General features: G+C 66.9%; 12 protein-coding genes. 4 read left to right on the forward strand and 8 right to left on the reverse strand.

Annotated features, from left to right (window positions below; translation table 11 throughout):
* Positions 1–42 precede the first annotated feature (42 nt).
* The 6 genes from KW830_RS11985 to ubiM form a co-directional block, all read right to left on the reverse strand.
* The gene (locus tag KW830_RS11985) at positions 43–1,353 is read right to left on the reverse strand and encodes a TolC family protein (protein WP_218333301.1); all 1,311 of its coding nucleotides are present in this window, start codon (positions 1,351–1,353) and stop codon (positions 43–45) included.
* The gene (locus KW830_RS11990; RefSeq protein ID WP_218333302.1) at positions 1,340–4,444 is read right to left on the reverse strand and encodes an efflux RND transporter permease subunit; all 3,105 of its coding nucleotides are present in this window, start codon (positions 4,442–4,444) and stop codon (positions 1,340–1,342) included. The genes KW830_RS11985 and KW830_RS11990 overlap by 14 nt, the downstream gene beginning before the upstream one ends.
* An 18-nt stretch (positions 4,445–4,462) precedes the next feature.
* The gene (locus KW830_RS11995) at positions 4,463–5,584 is read right to left on the reverse strand and encodes an efflux RND transporter periplasmic adaptor subunit (RefSeq protein WP_218333303.1); all 1,122 of its coding nucleotides are present in this window, start codon (positions 5,582–5,584) and stop codon (positions 4,463–4,465) included.
* A 228-nt stretch (positions 5,585–5,812) separates the two neighbouring features.
* Entirely contained in the window at positions 5,813–7,327 is a 1,515-nt protein-coding gene (locus tag KW830_RS12000; RefSeq protein ID WP_218333304.1) for an acetyl-CoA hydrolase/transferase family protein, read from the reverse strand.
* A 322-nt stretch (positions 7,328–7,649) separates the two neighbouring features.
* Positions 7,650–8,942 (reverse strand): solute carrier family 23 protein, encoded by a 1,293-nt coding sequence (locus tag KW830_RS12005; RefSeq protein WP_066538573.1) that lies wholly within the window; start codon positions 8,940–8,942, stop codon positions 7,650–7,652.
* Positions 8,943–9,255: 313 nt separating this feature from the next.
* The gene (gene ubiM / locus KW830_RS12010) at positions 9,256–10,536 is read right to left on the reverse strand and encodes a 5-demethoxyubiquinol-8 5-hydroxylase UbiM (protein ID WP_218333305.1); all 1,281 of its coding nucleotides are present in this window, start codon (positions 10,534–10,536) and stop codon (positions 9,256–9,258) included.
* A 200-nt stretch (positions 10,537–10,736) separates the two neighbouring features.
* Here ubiM and KW830_RS12015 point away from each other — a divergent pair, with 200 nt between their 5' ends.
* The 4 genes from KW830_RS12015 (at position 10,737) to minE (ending at position 14,899) form a co-directional block, all read left to right on the forward strand.
* Positions 10,737–12,827, forward strand: coding sequence for an acetoacetate--CoA ligase (locus tag KW830_RS12015; RefSeq protein WP_218333306.1), 2,091 nt, complete (start codon positions 10,737–10,739; stop codon positions 12,825–12,827).
* 174 nt (positions 12,828–13,001) lie between these two features.
* Entirely contained in the window at positions 13,002–13,742 is a 741-nt protein-coding gene (minC, locus tag KW830_RS12020; protein ID WP_066538578.1) for a septum site-determining protein MinC, read from the forward strand.
* Between the two features lie 74 nt (positions 13,743–13,816).
* A complete protein-coding gene (minD, locus tag KW830_RS12025; protein WP_218333307.1) occupies positions 13,817–14,629 on the forward strand; it encodes a septum site-determining protein MinD in 813 nt (270 codons plus the stop codon).
* 6 nt (positions 14,630–14,635) lie between these two features.
* Complete coding sequence (minE, locus tag KW830_RS12030) at positions 14,636–14,899, forward strand: cell division topological specificity factor MinE (RefSeq protein WP_066538587.1); 264 nt, start codon at positions 14,636–14,638, stop codon at positions 14,897–14,899.
* 120 nt (positions 14,900–15,019) lie between these two features.
* Here the strand turns inward: minE and KW830_RS12035 are convergent, their stop codons facing one another.
* On the reverse strand, positions 15,020–15,535 hold the full coding sequence (locus tag KW830_RS12035) for a flavin reductase family protein (protein ID WP_370510822.1): 516 nt from the start codon (positions 15,533–15,535) through the stop codon (positions 15,020–15,022).
* A gap of 125 nt (positions 15,536–15,660) precedes the next feature.
* Positions 15,661–16,218 (reverse strand): flavodoxin family protein, encoded by a 558-nt coding sequence (locus KW830_RS12040; RefSeq protein ID WP_218333308.1) that lies wholly within the window; start codon positions 16,216–16,218, stop codon positions 15,661–15,663.
* Between the last annotated feature and the right edge of the window lie 144 nt (positions 16,219–16,362).

Raw genomic sequence — 16,362 nt, forward strand, 5'->3', positions numbered from 1 at the left:
TTCACCCCTGTCTATGGGGGCATGTTGGCGCCGGTGGCCGTTTCACTGCGGTGGCAGCGGCAAACGGCCTTGTGCCGTCTGCAGTTCCCATTCGGCCTGCCAGACGCGCAGCGTCAGATCCAGGTACTGCTGCTGGTGCTCCGCCACCGACTCCATGGCGTCCAGCCATTCCAGGATGCTGCTTTGCCCCAGGCGGTAGGCATCCAGGGCCATGCGCCGCAGCGGGTCCAGCTGGGTCAGGCCGCGGCTCTCAAACGATTGCAGCGTCTTGCGTAGCAGGTTGCGTTGCGCCAGGGCCTGTTGCAGGCGCTGTCGCGCCAGTTGCTGTGCGGACTGCTCTTCCAGCATGGCCTGTTCGTACTCCAGGCGGGCACGGTCCACCGCACCCTGCTTGCGATCGAACAGCGGCAGCTCCATCGAGATGCCGACCTGGTTGTAGCTGCTGCCGTCGGGGCGGTTGCGCACCCGCGCCACGCCGATGCTGGGCGTGGGCAGGGCTTCGCGGGCCTGCTGGCTGATCAGCTGTTCGGCCTGCAGCACCTTGGCATGGACCGCCTGCAGCTGGGGAAGCTGGGGCGCAGCCTGTTCCCACAGGCGGTCGAACGACGCATCGGCTGCAGCCGGGACCGGCTTGGCCGGCAGCAGGCTGCCGATGGCGCGGGGTTGCCAATGGGGCTGAACCAGCAGTTCCGCCAGGGCCGCCTGGGCGGCCTGTGTCTCGGCCTGTTGCTGTTCCAGCTGGGCCTCGAGCTGGGCGCGCTGCAGTTCGACGCGGGCACCGTCGTACTTGCTGCGGGCCCCCAGTTCCACCTGGCCCTGGACTACTTTGACCGCCTGGTTCAGGTGTTCCATGGCCTGTTGCTTGGCGCTCAGCTTTTCCTGGGCTACCAGCAGCTCCGCAAAGCGCTGGGCCGCCTGGTTGAGGATGTCCTGCGCTTCGACGGAGCGCTCGGCCTGGGCCGTGGCTGCGGCCAGTTTGGCGGCCTCGGTGCGCATGGACACCTGGCCGAACACTGGCACCGGCTGCTCGATGCCCCATTCCTTTTCATCGGGCTTGCGGGCGTAGTGGATGCTGGGGTTGGCCCAGGTCCCGGCGGTGCGTACATCGGCACGGTCCATGCCCTGGCGCAGCGGCATGGCGCGCAGCACCGGATGGCGGCTGCGCACCAGGGACAGGAACTCCACCAGACCCAGGGACTGGGGCAGCGGGTCGGCAGAGGCGATGGTGGCGGTGGTGGCGGTGGTGGGCTCTCCCGCAGCGCGGGGGCCCGTGCCGGACACCGTTTCTGCGGCCAGGCAGGCACCTGCTGCCACCAGGGCAGCGGCCACGGCAATGGTTTTAATGGTCTTCATCCAACTCATCCGGTTTCTTCAGGGTCTTGGGGCCCAGCCATACGTACAGCACGGGCAGCAGCACCAGTGCAACCATCGGCAGCACCAACATGCCGCCCACGATCACCGAGGCAAAGGGGCGCTGGGTTTCGCTGCCCACGCCGGTGGACAAGGCCATGGGCAACAGGCCCAGCAAGGCCAGCATGGCGACCAGCAGCACCGAGCGCAGGCGCTCGACCGTGCCTTCCACGACCGCTTCCAGCAGTGGAGTGCCCTGGCGGCGCAGCGACTCGACCGAGGAAATCACCAGCAGACCCGCCAGCGCGACCTGGCCCAGCAGGGCGATGAAGCCGATGGCCGCGCTGATGGACAGCTCGATGCCGGTGAAATGCAGTGCGGCAATGCCGCCCACCATGGTGAAGGGGGTGCACAGCAGGATCACAAAGGAGCTGCGTGCCTGTCCCAGTGCGCCGAACAGCAGGGCGAACACGATCAGCAGCGACAGCGGCACCACCACCTGCAGGCGCTTGGCAGCACGCTGCTGGTTCTCCCACTCGCCGCCCCAGACAGCCTGGTAGCCATCGGGCACCTGCACCTTGTCCTTGAAGGTGGCCAGCGTTTCCTTGACGACCGAGCCGATGTCGCGGCCTTCGACATTGAACTTCAGCGCCATGTAGCGCAGGTTGTTCTCGCGGAAGATGGAGGCATTGCCGATCTTCACCGACACCGTGCCCACGGCATGCAGCGGCACGGAGCCTCCGGAGGCTGTGGGGATGGCGATGTCGCGGATGCTGGATTCATCCATGCGGTTCGCATAGGGCAGGCGCACGCGCACCGGTATGCCGCGTTCGCCTTCCCACAGCGTGGTGGCAATGTCGCCAGCCAGGGCCAGCTCCAGCGTCTTCTGCGCGGTGTCCATGGGGATGCCCTGGCGTGCCAGGGCTTCGCGGTTGAACTCCACGTGCAGCTGCGGTGCGGGAGCATCGCGATACAGGTCCAGGTCGACCACGCCCTCGATGTGGCGTACCTCTTCCATGGTCTTTTGCAGGATGGCGCGAAGCTGCGGAATCTCGGGGCCGAAGACCTTCAGCACGACCTGTCCGCGGGCGCCGGAGGTGGACTCCTCCACGCTGTCACGGATGGGCTGCGAGAAGTTGAATGCCACCCCGGGGATGGTGCCCAGCTGTGCGCGCATTTCCTCGATCAACGCGGACTTGTCCAGCCCGGCACGCCATTCCTTCAGCGGCTTGAGGCGGACCAGCACCTTGGCCATGTTCAGGGTCTCGTTGTCGGTGCCCGACTCCGGCCGGCCCTGTTCCGTGCTGACCGAAATCACCTCGGGGAACTGGCGGATGATCTGGCGCACATCGGCCAGCACTTCCTGGCCTTTTTCCAGCGAAATGGAAGCGGGCATCTGCACCAGCACATAGGCATCGCCTTCGTCCAGGGCCGGCAGGAATTCGGTGCCCAGCTTGGTGGCGGACAGACCTGCAATCGCCAGGATGGTCAGGGCCACCGCCGCGACCGTGGTGCGGCGACGCGGGTTGTGCAGCGTCGCGGCAATCCAGCGGTGGAAGCCATGGTCCATGCGCTCGAACACCGCCGGCTCGGGCGCCATCACATGCTTGGGCTTGAGGAACAGCGCGCACAGGGCGGGCACCAGTCCCATGGCGAACAGCAGGGCGCCCAGCAGCGCGAAGCTGTAGGTCATGGCCAGCGGACGGAAGATGCGGCCTTCGATGCTTTCCAGCGAGAACACCGGGATCAGCGCGGCAATCACGATGGCCATGGCAAACAGCGTGGGCTTGGCCACGGCGATGGCGGAATCGATGATGATGGCGCGCATCTCGCGCTGGGTGGTGGGCTTGCGCAGGCGGGCGTTGCGGATGATGTTCTCCGCCAGCACCACGGCACCGTCCACCATGATGCCGAAGTCGATGGCGCCCATGGAGATCAGGTTGGCCGGCATGCCCAGCCAGTGCAGGCCGATGAAGGCCACCAGCAGCGACAGCGGAATCACGGCCGCCACGATCAGCGAGCCGCGGATGCTGCGCAGCACCAGCCACAGGATGGCGATGATCAGGCAGGCGCCGAACAGCAGGTTGTGCTGCACCGTGGCCAGGGTGTGGCCCACGAGGTCGGAGCGGTCGTAGGTGACCTCCATGTGCATGCCTTCGGGCAGCAGGCCGCCATTGAGCTGCTCCACCTTTTCATGGATGCCTTCCAGCACCACAGAAGGGTTCTCGCCGCGCTTGAGCAGCACGATGCCTTGCACCACATCGTTCTCGTCGTCCATGCCCACCGAGCCCTGGCGAGGGGTGTGCGACTGGATGACCTGGGCCACATCGCCGATGGTGACAGGCGCACCGCCGCGCAGCTGCACCACCACGTCCTTGATCTCCTGCGGAGACTTCAGCAGGCCGATGCCGCGGATGATGAACGACTGTTCGCCCCGGCGCAGCAGGCCGCCGCCCACGTTGCGGTTGGACTTCTCCAGGGCCTCGGTCACATCGCCCAGCGACAGACCCAGGCGGTACAGCTTGTCGGGGTTCACCTCGACGTGGTATTCCTTGACGAAGCCGCCCACGCTCACCACGTCGGCCACACCCTGCACCTGCTTGAGCACGCGCACGATGTTCCATTCCTGCTCCGAGCGCAGCTGGTCCAGCGTATGGCGGTCGCTGCGCAGGCGGTAGTAGTAGATCTTGCCCAGAGGGGTGTAGTCGGGCGCCATCTCGGGCGTGACGCCCGGGGGCAGGTCGGCCTGGGGCAGGCGCTGCGCCACTTCGGCGCGGGCCTTGAAGCTGTTGGCGTCATCGTTGAACACCAGGTTCACCATGGACAGGCCGAAGTAGCTTTCCGAGCGCAGGGAGATCAGCCCGGGGGTGCCGTTGAGCTCACGCTCCAGCGGCTGGGTGATCTGGCGCTCCACCTCTTCCGGAGCCAGGCCAGGGGCCTGCGCAATGATGCCCACCTGCACATTGGTCACATCGGGGTAGGCCTCGATGGCGGTCTGCAGGTAGGCGTAGATGCCGTAGATGGCAATCGCGAGGGTGGCGCACAGGGCCACCAGCCGTCGGTGGACGACGAAGTCAATAAACGCACGCAGCATGCTGTAGTCCTGAATCCTTTACAGCATCTGGCTGGCAGCGCCATCCAGCAGCAGGGCGCCACGCACGACGATGCGCTCGCCGGGCTTGAGCCCGGAGATCACGGGCACCCAGCCGCGCACGGGCTGGCCCAGCTGGATGTCCCGCGCCGCGAACGCGTGTTCGCCGGTCTGCACAAACACCACGGTGCGGTTTTCGCCCTTGATCAGCACGGCGGCCAGCGGCACCATCATCTGGTCCCCGCGTTCCATGGCAATGCCGACGCGGGCCTGCATGCCGGCACGCAGGCCGGCCGGCACGGTCTTGTCCGCAAAGGCCAGCTGGACCGGTGCGCGGCGGGATTCGGCGTTCACCACGGCGCCGACCTGCAGCACCTTGGCGGGCACGGCGGCGGCCTGGGTCTGCAGCTCGACCTGGGCGGCACTGCCGGCCTTCAGGCCGGCCAGCTCGGCCTCGAACACGTCCGCCACAATGCCCAGCGACTGGGGATTGCCGATGGCGAACAGCACGGCGCCGGCCTCGGCCAGTGCGCCCATGGTCGCCTGGTGCTGTGCCACGACGCCGGCATGCGGCGCGCGCAACACGATGCGGTCACCACCATCCTGGCCCAGCAGGGCGGCCGTGCCTCTGGCACGTTCCAGTTCCTGGGCGGCTTCCTTGCTGCGGGCCTGGGCGGAGCGCAGCTCCATGTCGGTTCCCACGCCGCGCTCCACCAGGTTCTGCTGGCGCTGGAGTTCGGTTCTGGCGGTCTCGGAGGCCAGCTGTGCGGCCCGGACTTCGTGGCGCATCCGCAGGGCATCGGCGCTCACCAGGGTGGCCAGCGGGGCTCCGGCCTTGACGGTCTGGCCGGGCTGCACATGGATGGCGGTCACCCGTGCCTGCACCGGTGCCACGACGCTGTCGAGCTGGCCCGGCAGGTACTCCAGGTGGGCGGGGGCCCAGAACAGCTGGCCTGCCTGCGGCGCCTGCACCGTGGCGACCTGGACGGCGCGCAACGCGGCCGGGGCCACCTGCACGGCGGGTGGGGTTTCGCTCCAGGCCGGGAAGGCACACAGCGCGCCGGCCAGCAAGGCCGCTGTGCGGTGGCGCTGCAGCCGGGCTGACAGCGTGGAAAGGGGAAGGGACGGAATCAGATCGCGCATGCACAGTCTTTCGCAAAACGGTGCAGGTCGAGGGGCGTCCCGCACCCAGGTAGGCACAGGTCGTGGATGCTAGGAGCGGGCCGGCGCGTGCGGCATGAACTTCACATGACGGTTTGGTAAGGTTCCGCACCGCGCGGGGCGGGCACAAAAAAGCCCGGCATGCCGGGCGGGATGGTCCTGCCGCCTGCAGTGCGGCTGCAGGCGGTGGCGCGGGAGGCACAACGGGGCTCAGGCGCGCATGTCACCGGTGTCGACGAAGCGCTGGTGCCAGCTCAGGGCCTCGGTCAGCAGATGGGGCGTGTGCTGTGCACCTTGCTGGCGGGCCCGGTCGAAGTAGTCGTGCAGCATGGGGCGGTAGTCGGGGTGGGCGCACTGGTCGATGATGACCTTGGCGCGCTGCTTGGGCGACAGGCCGCGCAGGTCGGCCAGACCCTGTTCGGTGACGATGATCTGGGTGTCGTGTTCGGTGTGGTCGACGTGCGAGCACATGGGCACGATGCAGCTGATCTTGCCGTCCTTGGCCACGGACGGCGTGACAAAGAACGACAGATAACCGTTGCGCGCAAAGTCGCCGGAACCGCCGATGCCGTTCATCATGCCCGTGCCCATCACGTGGGTGGAGTTGATGTTGCCGTAGATGTCGGCCTCGATCATCGAGTTCATGGCAATGATGCCCAGGCGGCGCACCAGCTCGGGGTGGTTCGAGATCTCCTGCGGGCGCAGGATGATGCGCTCGCGGTAGAAGTCGATGTTGTCCTCGAAGTCCTTGCAGGCGGCGGCGCCCAGCGAGATGGAGGTGGCCGAGGCCTTGCTCATCTTGCCGGCGCGCAGCAGGTCCAGCATGCCGTCCTGCAGCACTTCGGTGAAGCCCAGCAGGTTCTCGAACGGGCCGTGCAGCAGGCCGGCCAGCACGGCATTGGCCACATTGCCCACGCCGGACTGGATGGGCAGCATTTCCTTGGGCAGGCGGCCCATCTTCATCTCGTGCGAGAGGAAATCGATGATGTAGCTGGCGATCTTGTTGGAGTTCTCGTCCGGCACGGCAAACACGTTGTCGCGGTCGCCCTTGTGGGTCTCCACCACGGCAATCACCTTGCTCGGATCCACCCGCAGATAAGGCTGGCCGATGCGGTCGTCCGCATGCGTCATGTTGATCGGCACGCGGCGCGGCGGAATGGCCGTGCCGTAGTAGATGTCGTGCATGCCTTCCATCTTGGCGGGCGGCTTGGTGTTGACCTCCAGGATCACCTTGTCGGCGATCTCCAGCCAGGTCTTGTTGTTGCCCACGGCGGTGGATGGGATCAGCAGGCCGTCGGGGGTGACGCCCAGCACTTCCACCACGGCGACGTGCATATGGCCCAGAAAGCCGAACCATGCGTGCTGCGCCACATGGGACAGGTGCATGTCGATGAAGTCGATGTCACCGGCATTGATGGCCTTGCGGGCCGTCGGGTCGGTATTGAAGGGCAGGCGCTGGCCCAGGGCCTGGGCTTCGGCCATCACGCCGTCGCATTCCGCTGCGGTGGAGGCGCCGGTCCACACATTGATCTTGTAAGGATTGCCGGCGGCATGTTCGGCCTTGGCACGGGCGGCAATCGCCTGCGGCAGGGCCTTGGGGTAGCCTGCACCGGTGAAGCCGCTCATGCCGACGTTCACGCCGTGGGGGATCAGGGCCGCTGCGGCCTCTGCCGACATGAAGCGCGTTTGGAATTCTGGGTAGCGGACGCGGTCTGCCAGGGTCATCGGGGTTTCTCCAACTTTGCAAAAACAAGCCGCCTTCATGGGCGGCTCTTATAGATCTCCGTGAGAAATGGTATCAGCGTTATCCCTTGTTTAAGGGTTTGCACTAAATAACCTGCCGGTCAAGGTAGGTCCTTTAACGGAAAGGTGTTTGTGGGAAGTGATTGCTTGCATCGAAGTGCAATTTGATGCTGCACTGCAATAAATCGGTGGCGCATCGGCGGGCTCGGGGCCGCCCGGGGTGGGCATGCAAAAAGCCCCGCAGGCGGGGCCTGCGGGGCTTGGGGACGCTTGAGACGCGGTGCCGCGCGACTGCGCCGCGCGGTCAGTTGCTGCGTTTGGTGTTCAGCAGCGCGTATAGGATGATGGCGCCGAAGGTGGCGGTACCGATGCCGCCCAGGGCGAATTCGCCGAACTTCAGCGTGAATTCACCGGTGCCCAGGATCAGGGTGATGGCGGCCACGATCAGGTTCTTGGTGTCCGAGAAGTCCACCTTGTTGTCCACCCAGATCTTGGCGCCGGCCACGGCAATCAGGCCGAACACGACGATGGACACGCCGCCCATCACCGGCAGCGGAATGGCCTGGATCAGCGCGCCGAACTTGGGGCTGAAGCCCAGCAGCACGGCCAGCAGGGCCGCGACGAAGAACACCGCCGTGGAGTAGATGCGGGTGGCCGCCATCACGCCGATGTTTTCGGCATAGGTGGTCACGCCCGTGCCGCCGGCGGCGCCGGAGACCATGGTGGCCACGCCGTCGCCGATGAAGGCCCGGCCCATGTACTGGTCCAGGTTCTTGCCGGTCATGGCCGTGACGGCCTTGATGTGGCCCAGGTTCTCGGCCACCAGGATGATGACCACGGGCACTATCAGCAGCATGGCATTGGCATTGAATACCGGGGCGTGGAAGGTAGGCAGGCCGAACCAGGCGGCATTGACCACGCCGCTCAGGTCGATGGGCTTGCCCCAGCCCAGCACATTGGTGAACACCCCGTACAGGATGCTGGCCACAATCAGGCCGATCAGGATCAGCAGGCGTTGCAGCATGCCCTTGGTGAACACGGCCACCAGGGCCACGGACACAAAGGTCAGCGCCTGCATCCAGGCCTCGAAGTTGTTGGCGGCCATGTTCTTGACGGGGATGGCCGCCAGATTCAGGCCGATGATGGCCACCACCGCACCGGTCACCACCGGGGGCATGAAGCGCTCGATCCAGCTTGTGCCGATGGCCTGCACCAGCAGGCCCACCAGAGTGTAGACCGCGCCGCAGGCAATGATGCCGCCCAGGGCGACGCCGATATTGGCATTGGCACCCTTGCCGGCGTAGGCCGTGGCGGCGATCACCACGCCGATGAACGCAAAGGACGAGCCCAGGTAGCTGGGCACTTTGCCGCCAGTGATCAGGAAGAAGATCAGGGTGCCGATACCGCTCATCAGCACGGCGAGGTTGGGATCAAAGCCCATCAGGATGGGGGCCAGCACGGTGGAGCCGAACATGGCGATCACGTGCTGGATGCCCATCAGTCCGGTCTGGGCCCAGGGCAGGCGCTCATCAGGCCCGATGACGCCGCCGCCCTGCAGGACGGCGGGGGACTTTTCAGTCCAGGAAAACATTCCCATGGTGGTGTACTCCGTAAAAAACTGGCGCGATGTTAGAGGCAATCGCCGTGCCACGGATGACGGATTGCTGGCGCATGACCGAGCCCCATGGGCTTGGCCGGCCGCCACAGCAGGGCAGTGCCATCCGTGCTGGACCGCACTGCTGCAATAGTGATAGCTGCACAGGCTCCAGCAAAAAGGCTTCACCGATCCGGAAATCGGTGAAGCCTTGGGGGGAGGGCTGGAAGCTGCCCCGCCATTTTCAGGAGGGGGCTGTCGCATGCGGGCCACGGTTGCGCTGTGGCCGGCGGACGCGGTATTTCGGGTGGTGGCTCTAGTGGCGGCCTGCCCAGGGCGGCTGCGGCAGGGTGGCGCGGATCAGCTGCCAGGGGCTGCGGCCGGTGAGCTGGGCCGCGATGGCGGCCTTGAGCGGCGGCAGATGGCGGGCGCCGGTCAGCACCACCTGGCGCAGCACGCGTGGCAGGGGACGGGCGTCGGTATAGAGCTTCACGATGCTGTTGGTGCCCGCAAAGATCGGGAAGGCATGGCGGTGCTGGCCCTGGGCATAGGCGTCCAGCACGGCGGCATCCCCCCAGTCCTGGCCGGCCTGGCGTGCAGCCGCCACGGCGGCGGTCAGGCGTTCCACGCCAGCCAGCCCCAGGTTGAAGCCATGGGCCGTCACCGGGTGCATGCCCACGGCGGCATCGCCCAGCAGCGCCCAGCGTGCGCCGCTGAAGCGGTGGGCATAGGTGGCCACCAGCGGGTAGCTGTGGCGTTCGCCCACCAGCTCCATCGGGCCCAGGCGGTCCTGGAAGTCGTGCTGCACATGGGCGGCGAAGTCTTCGGGCGAGAGCTGCAGCAGGCGCTGGGCATCGGCCGAATCGGTGGTGATCACGGCGGAGCACAGCAGCTCGCCGGTGTCGGGATCGGGCTGCAGCGGCAGGATGGCCAGCGTGCGCTCGTAGCCAAAGCATTCGTGGGCGATGTCCTCGTGCGGCAGCGTGTGGCGCATGCGGCAGACGATGACGCTGCGGCCGAAGTCCGTCATCTGCGCGCCGACGCCCAGCAGGCGGCGCATGCCGGAGAATCGGCTGTCGGCGGCCACCACCAGCGGGGCGGTCAGGGCCGGGGCCTCGCAGCGCACGCCCTGGTCGGTGCGGGTGTAGCGCACTTCGGCATGGTCGGGGTGCACGGACACTGCGGTCACCTGCGCCTCGGTGATGATTTCCACGCCCGGGGTGGTGCTGGCCACTTCCCAGGCCGTACGGCGCAGGGCGTGGTTGGGCACGATGCGGCCCAGCTGGTCCACCCCGCTGCCATCGGCGCTGATGGCCAGCATGGGGCGCTGACCGACCGGGCCGTCGTGGATCTGGGCTTCGCGGATCTGGCCTTGCTCATGCGGCTGCAGCAGCTCCCAGCTGCCCAGGCGCTGCAGGGTCTGCACGCTGGGGTGGGTCAGGGCAATTTCGCGCCCGTCGGGCTTGGGCTGCTGCAGGGCCAGGGCCGGCTGCTGCTCCAGCACCGTCACCTGGAGCCCGGCCTGGGCCAGAGAGATGGCAAGCGAGAGCCCGGCGGGCCCCGCGCCGACGATGAGGGCATCGGTATGCATGGACATTGGCGTAAACAACTGAGAAATCAACACAGGCAGGCCGTCGCACGGACGAAGGCGCTGGGTGCAGGGATTGTGCGCGCAGACAGCGGGCACAGGCTTGCACTGCCTCAAGTATGACAAGAACACGCAATGCGGGCGGACCGACTTTGTCAATTGGTGCACCTAGCATGGCGACAATTGGGGGCTGCGCCTACGCTGGCGGGATGCCGCTCTCTACCTCCCCCTCTGCGTCCCATCCCCCCCATATTCCCCAGATCCGCCTCTACCAGGAGTGGCTGGCGCAGCAGCACGGTCTGCGCTTTGACAGCTACGACGCGCTGTGGCGCTGGTCCACCACCGAGCTCGATGCCTTCTGGCAGAGCATCTGGGATTACTTCCACGTCGAGTCGCCCACGCCCCACACGGCCGTGCTGGCGCGCAATGTCATGCCCGGTGCGCAGTGGTTTCCCGGCGCCCAGGTGAACTATGCGCGCCAGGTGCTGCGCCATGTGCAGCCCGCGCACGCCGCCGGCATGCCGGCCGTGATCGCCGACAACGAACAGGGCCAGGTCAGCGAGCTGGGCTGGCCCGATCTGCAGCGCCAGGTGGCCGCGCTGGCCCTGCACCTGCGCGCCCAGGGCGTGGGCAAGGGCGACCGGGTGGCGGCCTACCTGCCCAATGTCCCCGAGGCCATCGTGGCCCTGCTGGCCGTGGCCAGCCTGGGCGCCGTCTGGAGCGTGTGCGCGCCCGACATGGGCACCGCCGCCGTGCTGGACCGTTTCCAGCAGATCGAGCCCAAGGCGCTGATTGCCGTGGACGGCGTGTACTACGCCGGCAAGCCGCTGGACCGCAGCGCCGTGCTGCAGGAGCTGCGCGCCCAGCTGCCCACGCTGGCGCATGTGGTGGTGCTGCGCAGCCCGCATGCGGCCCAGGTGGTGGCCGACAGCGCCGATCTGGCCCAGGTGCTGGCCCGCGACGATGCGGCCACCGCTGCTTTCGCGCCCGAATGGCTACCGTTCGACCACCCGTTGTGGATCGTCTATTCCAGCGGCACCACCGGCCTGCCCAAACCCATCGTCCACGGCCATGGCGGCATGGTGCTGGTGGCGCTGTGCCTCAAGGCCCTGCACAACGATGTGGGCCCCAGCTATGACGCCAACAGCTGGGGAGAGCGCTTCCACTGGTACAGCTCCACCGGCTGGGTGATGTGGAACTCCCAGGCGGGCGGCCTGCTGGGCGGGACCACCTGCGTGATCTATGACGGCAGCCCCAGCGGCAGCAAGGCCCAGCCCGACTGGGGCGTGCTGTGGCGCTTTGCCGCGCGCCACGGGGTGAGCAATTTCGGGGCCGGCGCGGCGTTCTACACCGGCTGCATGAAGGCCGGGCTGGATCTGGCGGACTGCGGCGATCTGTCGCGCGTGCGCAGCCTGGGTAGCACCGGCTCCCCTCTGTCCCCCGATGTGCAGCAATGGGGCACGGACCAGTTTGCGCGGCTGGGCACGCCCGGCATCTGGTGGAACAACATCTCGGGCGGCACCGATTTCTGCGGTGCCTTCATCGGCGGCAACCGCGAGCTGCCGCTGCTGGCCGGCGAGATGCAGTGCCGCCAGCTGGGCGCGGCCGTGGAGGCCTGGGACGAGCAGGGCCGTCCGGTGGTCGACGCCGTGGGCGAACTGGTCTGCACCCAGCCCATGCCCTCGATGCCGCTGTACTTCTGGGGCGACCGGGACGGCAGCCGCTACCTGTCCAGCTATTTCGACAGCTATGCCCCCGGCCATGGCCGCCAGCCCGGCGGCGGCGACCTGCCGGCTGCGGCAGGAGGGGTTTGGCGCCACGGCGACTGGCTGCGCATCGGCGCGCAGGGCGGCTGCACCATCTACGGCCGCAGCGACGCCACCATCAACCGCCACGGCCTGCGCATGGGCACCAGCGAGCTCTACAGCGCCATCGAAGCCCTGCCCGAGGTGCTGGACAGCATGGTGGTGGACCTGGAGTACCTGGGCAAGGAAAGCTGGATGCCGATGTTCGTGGTGCTGCGCGAGGGGCTGACGCTGGACGCCGCGCTGCGCGAGCGGCTGAACGCTGCCATCCGCACCGCGCTGTCGCCCCGCTTTGTGCCGGACGAGATCGTCCAGGTGGCCGAGATCCCCCGCACGCTGACCGGCAAGAAGCAGGAGCTGCCGATCAAGAAGCTGCTGCTGGGCCAGCCGCTGGCCAAGGTGGTCAACCCCGACACCATGGCCAATGCCGGCTGCCTGCCCTGGTACGAAGCCTTTGCCGCCCAGTACCTGGCGCGCCAGGCGCAGGCCGCCTGAACGGCGGGGCGCCGCACAGGCGGCGCCCCTGCCAAGTCTGCCAACTGGCCGCCCGCACAGGGTTACACGGTGTTGCGCGCCCGCGGCAGGCGCGTGGCCGACATTCCGCCCAGCCGGGTACACTTTCCAGCTTCGAGATGGCGTTTCCTTTCACCTACGCACCTATCGCATTCCATGGCCGTTGAATCGCAGGGCACAGCCCGCACCAGTTTTGACCTGAAAAGTGCCCAGTTGCCGGTGGTGGCCGTGGTGCTCAAGGACACAGACATCCATGTGCTGGCCCACGATCTGGCAGAACGCCTGGCCGCCGACCCCGACTTCTTCGACAACGATCCGGTGCTGATCGACCTCTCGCACATCCGCGAGGCGGTGGACCCCGTGGACTTTGCCGAGCTGCGCCGGGTGCTCTCCAGCCACCACACCCAGCCCGTGGCGGTGCGCGGCGGCTCGGCCGACCAGATGGCCGCCGCCCATGCCGCCGGTCTGATGGCTGCACCGGATGCACTGCCGGCGCGCTCCGCCCCGGTGGAAATCCGGGAAGTGATCCGTGAGGTGGAAGTGGTGCGCGAAATCCCGGCACCCCTGTCCGACGCCCTGATCATCGACCGCCCGCTGCGTTCCGGCCAGCAGGTCTACGCCCGCAACACCGATGTGGTGGTGCTGGGCATGGTCAGCTATGGTGCGGAAGTGATTGCCGACGGAAACGTCCATGTCTATGCCCCGCTGCGCGGCCGTGCCGTGGCTGGCGCCCGGGGCAACACCGAAGCCCGCATCTTCAGCACCTGCATGGAGCCGCAGCTGCTCTCCATTGCCGGCATCTACCGTGCGATCGATTCCCCCCTGCCAGCCGATGTGGCGGGCAAACCCGCCAAGGTACGCCTGGAGGGGGAAAAAATCATTATCGAATCCCTGTAAGCTTCGGGGCTGAACAGCCCCGACTGAACCGTACACAAGAACCACGCAATCAGTCTCTAAGGAAAACTGCAAACATGGCCAAAATCGTCGTTGTGACTTCCGGCAAAGGTGGTGTGGGCAAGACCACCACCAGTGCCAGCTTTGCTTCCGGCCTCGCTTTGCGTGGCCACAAGACTGCAGTGATCGACTTCGACGTCGGCCTGCGCAATCTGGACCTGATCATGGGCTGCGAACGCCGCGTGGTCTATGACCTGATCAATGTGATCCAGGGCGAAGCCAATCTGCACCAGGCCCTGATCAAGGACAAGCAGTGCGAGAACCTGTTCGTGCTGGCGGCTTCGCAGACGCGCGACAAGGAAGCGCTGACGCAGGACGGCGTCAAGAAGGTGCTGGACGATCTGGCGGCCATGGACTTTGAATACATCGTCTGCGACTCGCCCGCCGGCATCGAAAGCGGCGCGCTGATGGCCATGCACTACGCCGACGAGGCGCTGGTGGTGACCAACCCCGAAGTCTCGTCCGTGCGCGACTCGGACCGCATTCTGGGCATGCTCAGCTCCAAGACCGACCGCGCCACCAAGGGCGAGTCGGTCAAGGAGCACCTGCTGATCACCCGCTACAACCCCAACCGCGTGGAAGACGGCCAGATGCTGTCGCTGGAGGACATCCAGGACATTCTGCGCATCGAGCTGATCGGCGTGATTCCCGAGTCGGAAACCGTGCTGCAGGCCTCCAACCAGGGCGTGCCCGCCGTGCACATGCAGGGCACCGATGTGTCCGAGGCCTACAAGGACGTGGTGGACCGCTTCCTGGGCGAAGAAAAGCCCATGCGCTTCATCGACGCGCAAAGGCCCGGTTTCTTCAAGCGTATCTTTGGTGGGAGGTAAGTCGGCATGTCCCTGATCTCCATGCTTTTGGGCGAGAAGAAGAAAACCGCTTCGGTCGCCAAGGAACGCCTGCAAATCATTCTGGCGCGCGAGCGCGTGGGCAACTCCAATGCCCAACCCGACTACCTGCCTGCGCTGCAGCGCGAGCTGATGGCGGTGATCTCCAAGTACGTGTCGATCAACCCCAGCGACATCAAGGTGCAGCTGGAACGCCAGGACAACCTGGAAGTGCTGGAAGTGAAGATCGAGCTGCCCGACGCCCAGCGCTGAGCCGCTGGTGGTCTGCAAGAGCTATAAAAAAAGCCTGTCCCCACATGGGGACAGGCTTTTTGTCTTTCCGGGCTGCACCGGGCAGTGCGTGCAGTAGGTGCTGCCGGGTGGCGGGGCCGCTCAGTCGGTGTAGGGCGCCGGCGGCAGGCCGTGCTTGGCGTACATATGACCGCCGTGGTAGATCAGGGGCTGCACGCCCTGCAGGTGCTGGCAGCGCTCCACCAAGCCGACGAAGATGGTGTGGTCGCCCTCGTCATAGCGGCTGCGGTTGCTGCATTCGAACACGGCCGCCGCACCTTCGATCAGGGGCACGCCCTGCTCGTTGGCTTCCCAGGTCACACCGGCGAACTTGTCCACGCCGCGGGTGGCAAAGCGCTGGGCCAGTTCCTGCTGGCCGGCAGCCAGCACGTGGATGGCGTAGTGCCCGCCTTGCTGGAACACCGGCAGCGAGGCGGCGCGGTGGGCCATGCTCCACAGCACCAGTGGCGGCTCCAGCGACACCGAGTTGAACGAGCTGACCGTGAGCCCGATGGGGCGCCCCAGGGCATCGGCCGTGGTGACAATGGTCACACCCGTGGCGAACTGGCCCAGGGCGTGACGGAAATCACGGGTGGTAAAAGCGGCAGGAGCGAGCAAGGGCAGGGCGGATGGTGGTCAAAAAGGATTGATGCCGGTCAAGCGGGCAGCAGCGCCCGCCATTATGGCGTGCAGTGCTGCAGACCGGTTTTCCGGTCCGTGCAAGGCCCCGCCCCCGATGCGGATCAAGCGCGCTGCAGAAAGCCGGCAGCCGCCTGCACGGCCTCGGTGTCGGCCTGCACCGCATCGGGTGCGCCACCCTTGCCCCACAAGGCCCCGCCCCAGTGCATGGCCATGAATTCGGCGCACAGCTGGGCCGCGTCGATGGAGGGCTGGGCCTTGCGGCGTTCGCCCCCGGTGCTGACCAGGTACAGCGGCTTGCCCGCCATGCGGGCCTTGAAGTCCAGTCCCGGCACGCGCAGCCAGCCGCTCCAGTGGTCCAGATAGGCTTTCACGGCCGTGGGCAGGCTGAACCAGTACACCGGACAGACCAGCACCAGGTGGCTGGCATCCAGCGTGGCCTGCAGCAGATCGGCCATGCGGCCTTCGGGCGCCGGGTAGCTGCCGGCGCTGTGGCGCACATCGATAAAGGCGGGGATAGGCTCGTGGGCCAGGTGCACCCAGGTCTGCTGCACGTCGTCCGGCAGGTGGCGGGCGGCTTCGCGGGCCAGCCATTCGGTGTTGCCGATGACATGGGGCTCGCGGGCCGAGGCGGTCAGAAAAAGATAGTGGTCGTTGCGCATGCGCCGATGGTAGCGGCGCCGGCGGGGCGGGTGTGTCGCGCGGACACTGCGGAGCGCGCAGCGAAAGCCGATGTCAGATGGCCGTTCCCCACCGCCGCGGCGACAGTGGCTGCTGCCGCCGCGGAAAGCTGCCAGGCCCGGCCG

The sequence above is a fragment of the Comamonas sp. CMM03 genome (assembly GCF_019218715.1).
Classification (GTDB): Bacteria; Pseudomonadota; Gammaproteobacteria; order Burkholderiales; family Burkholderiaceae_C; genus Comamonas; species Comamonas terrigena.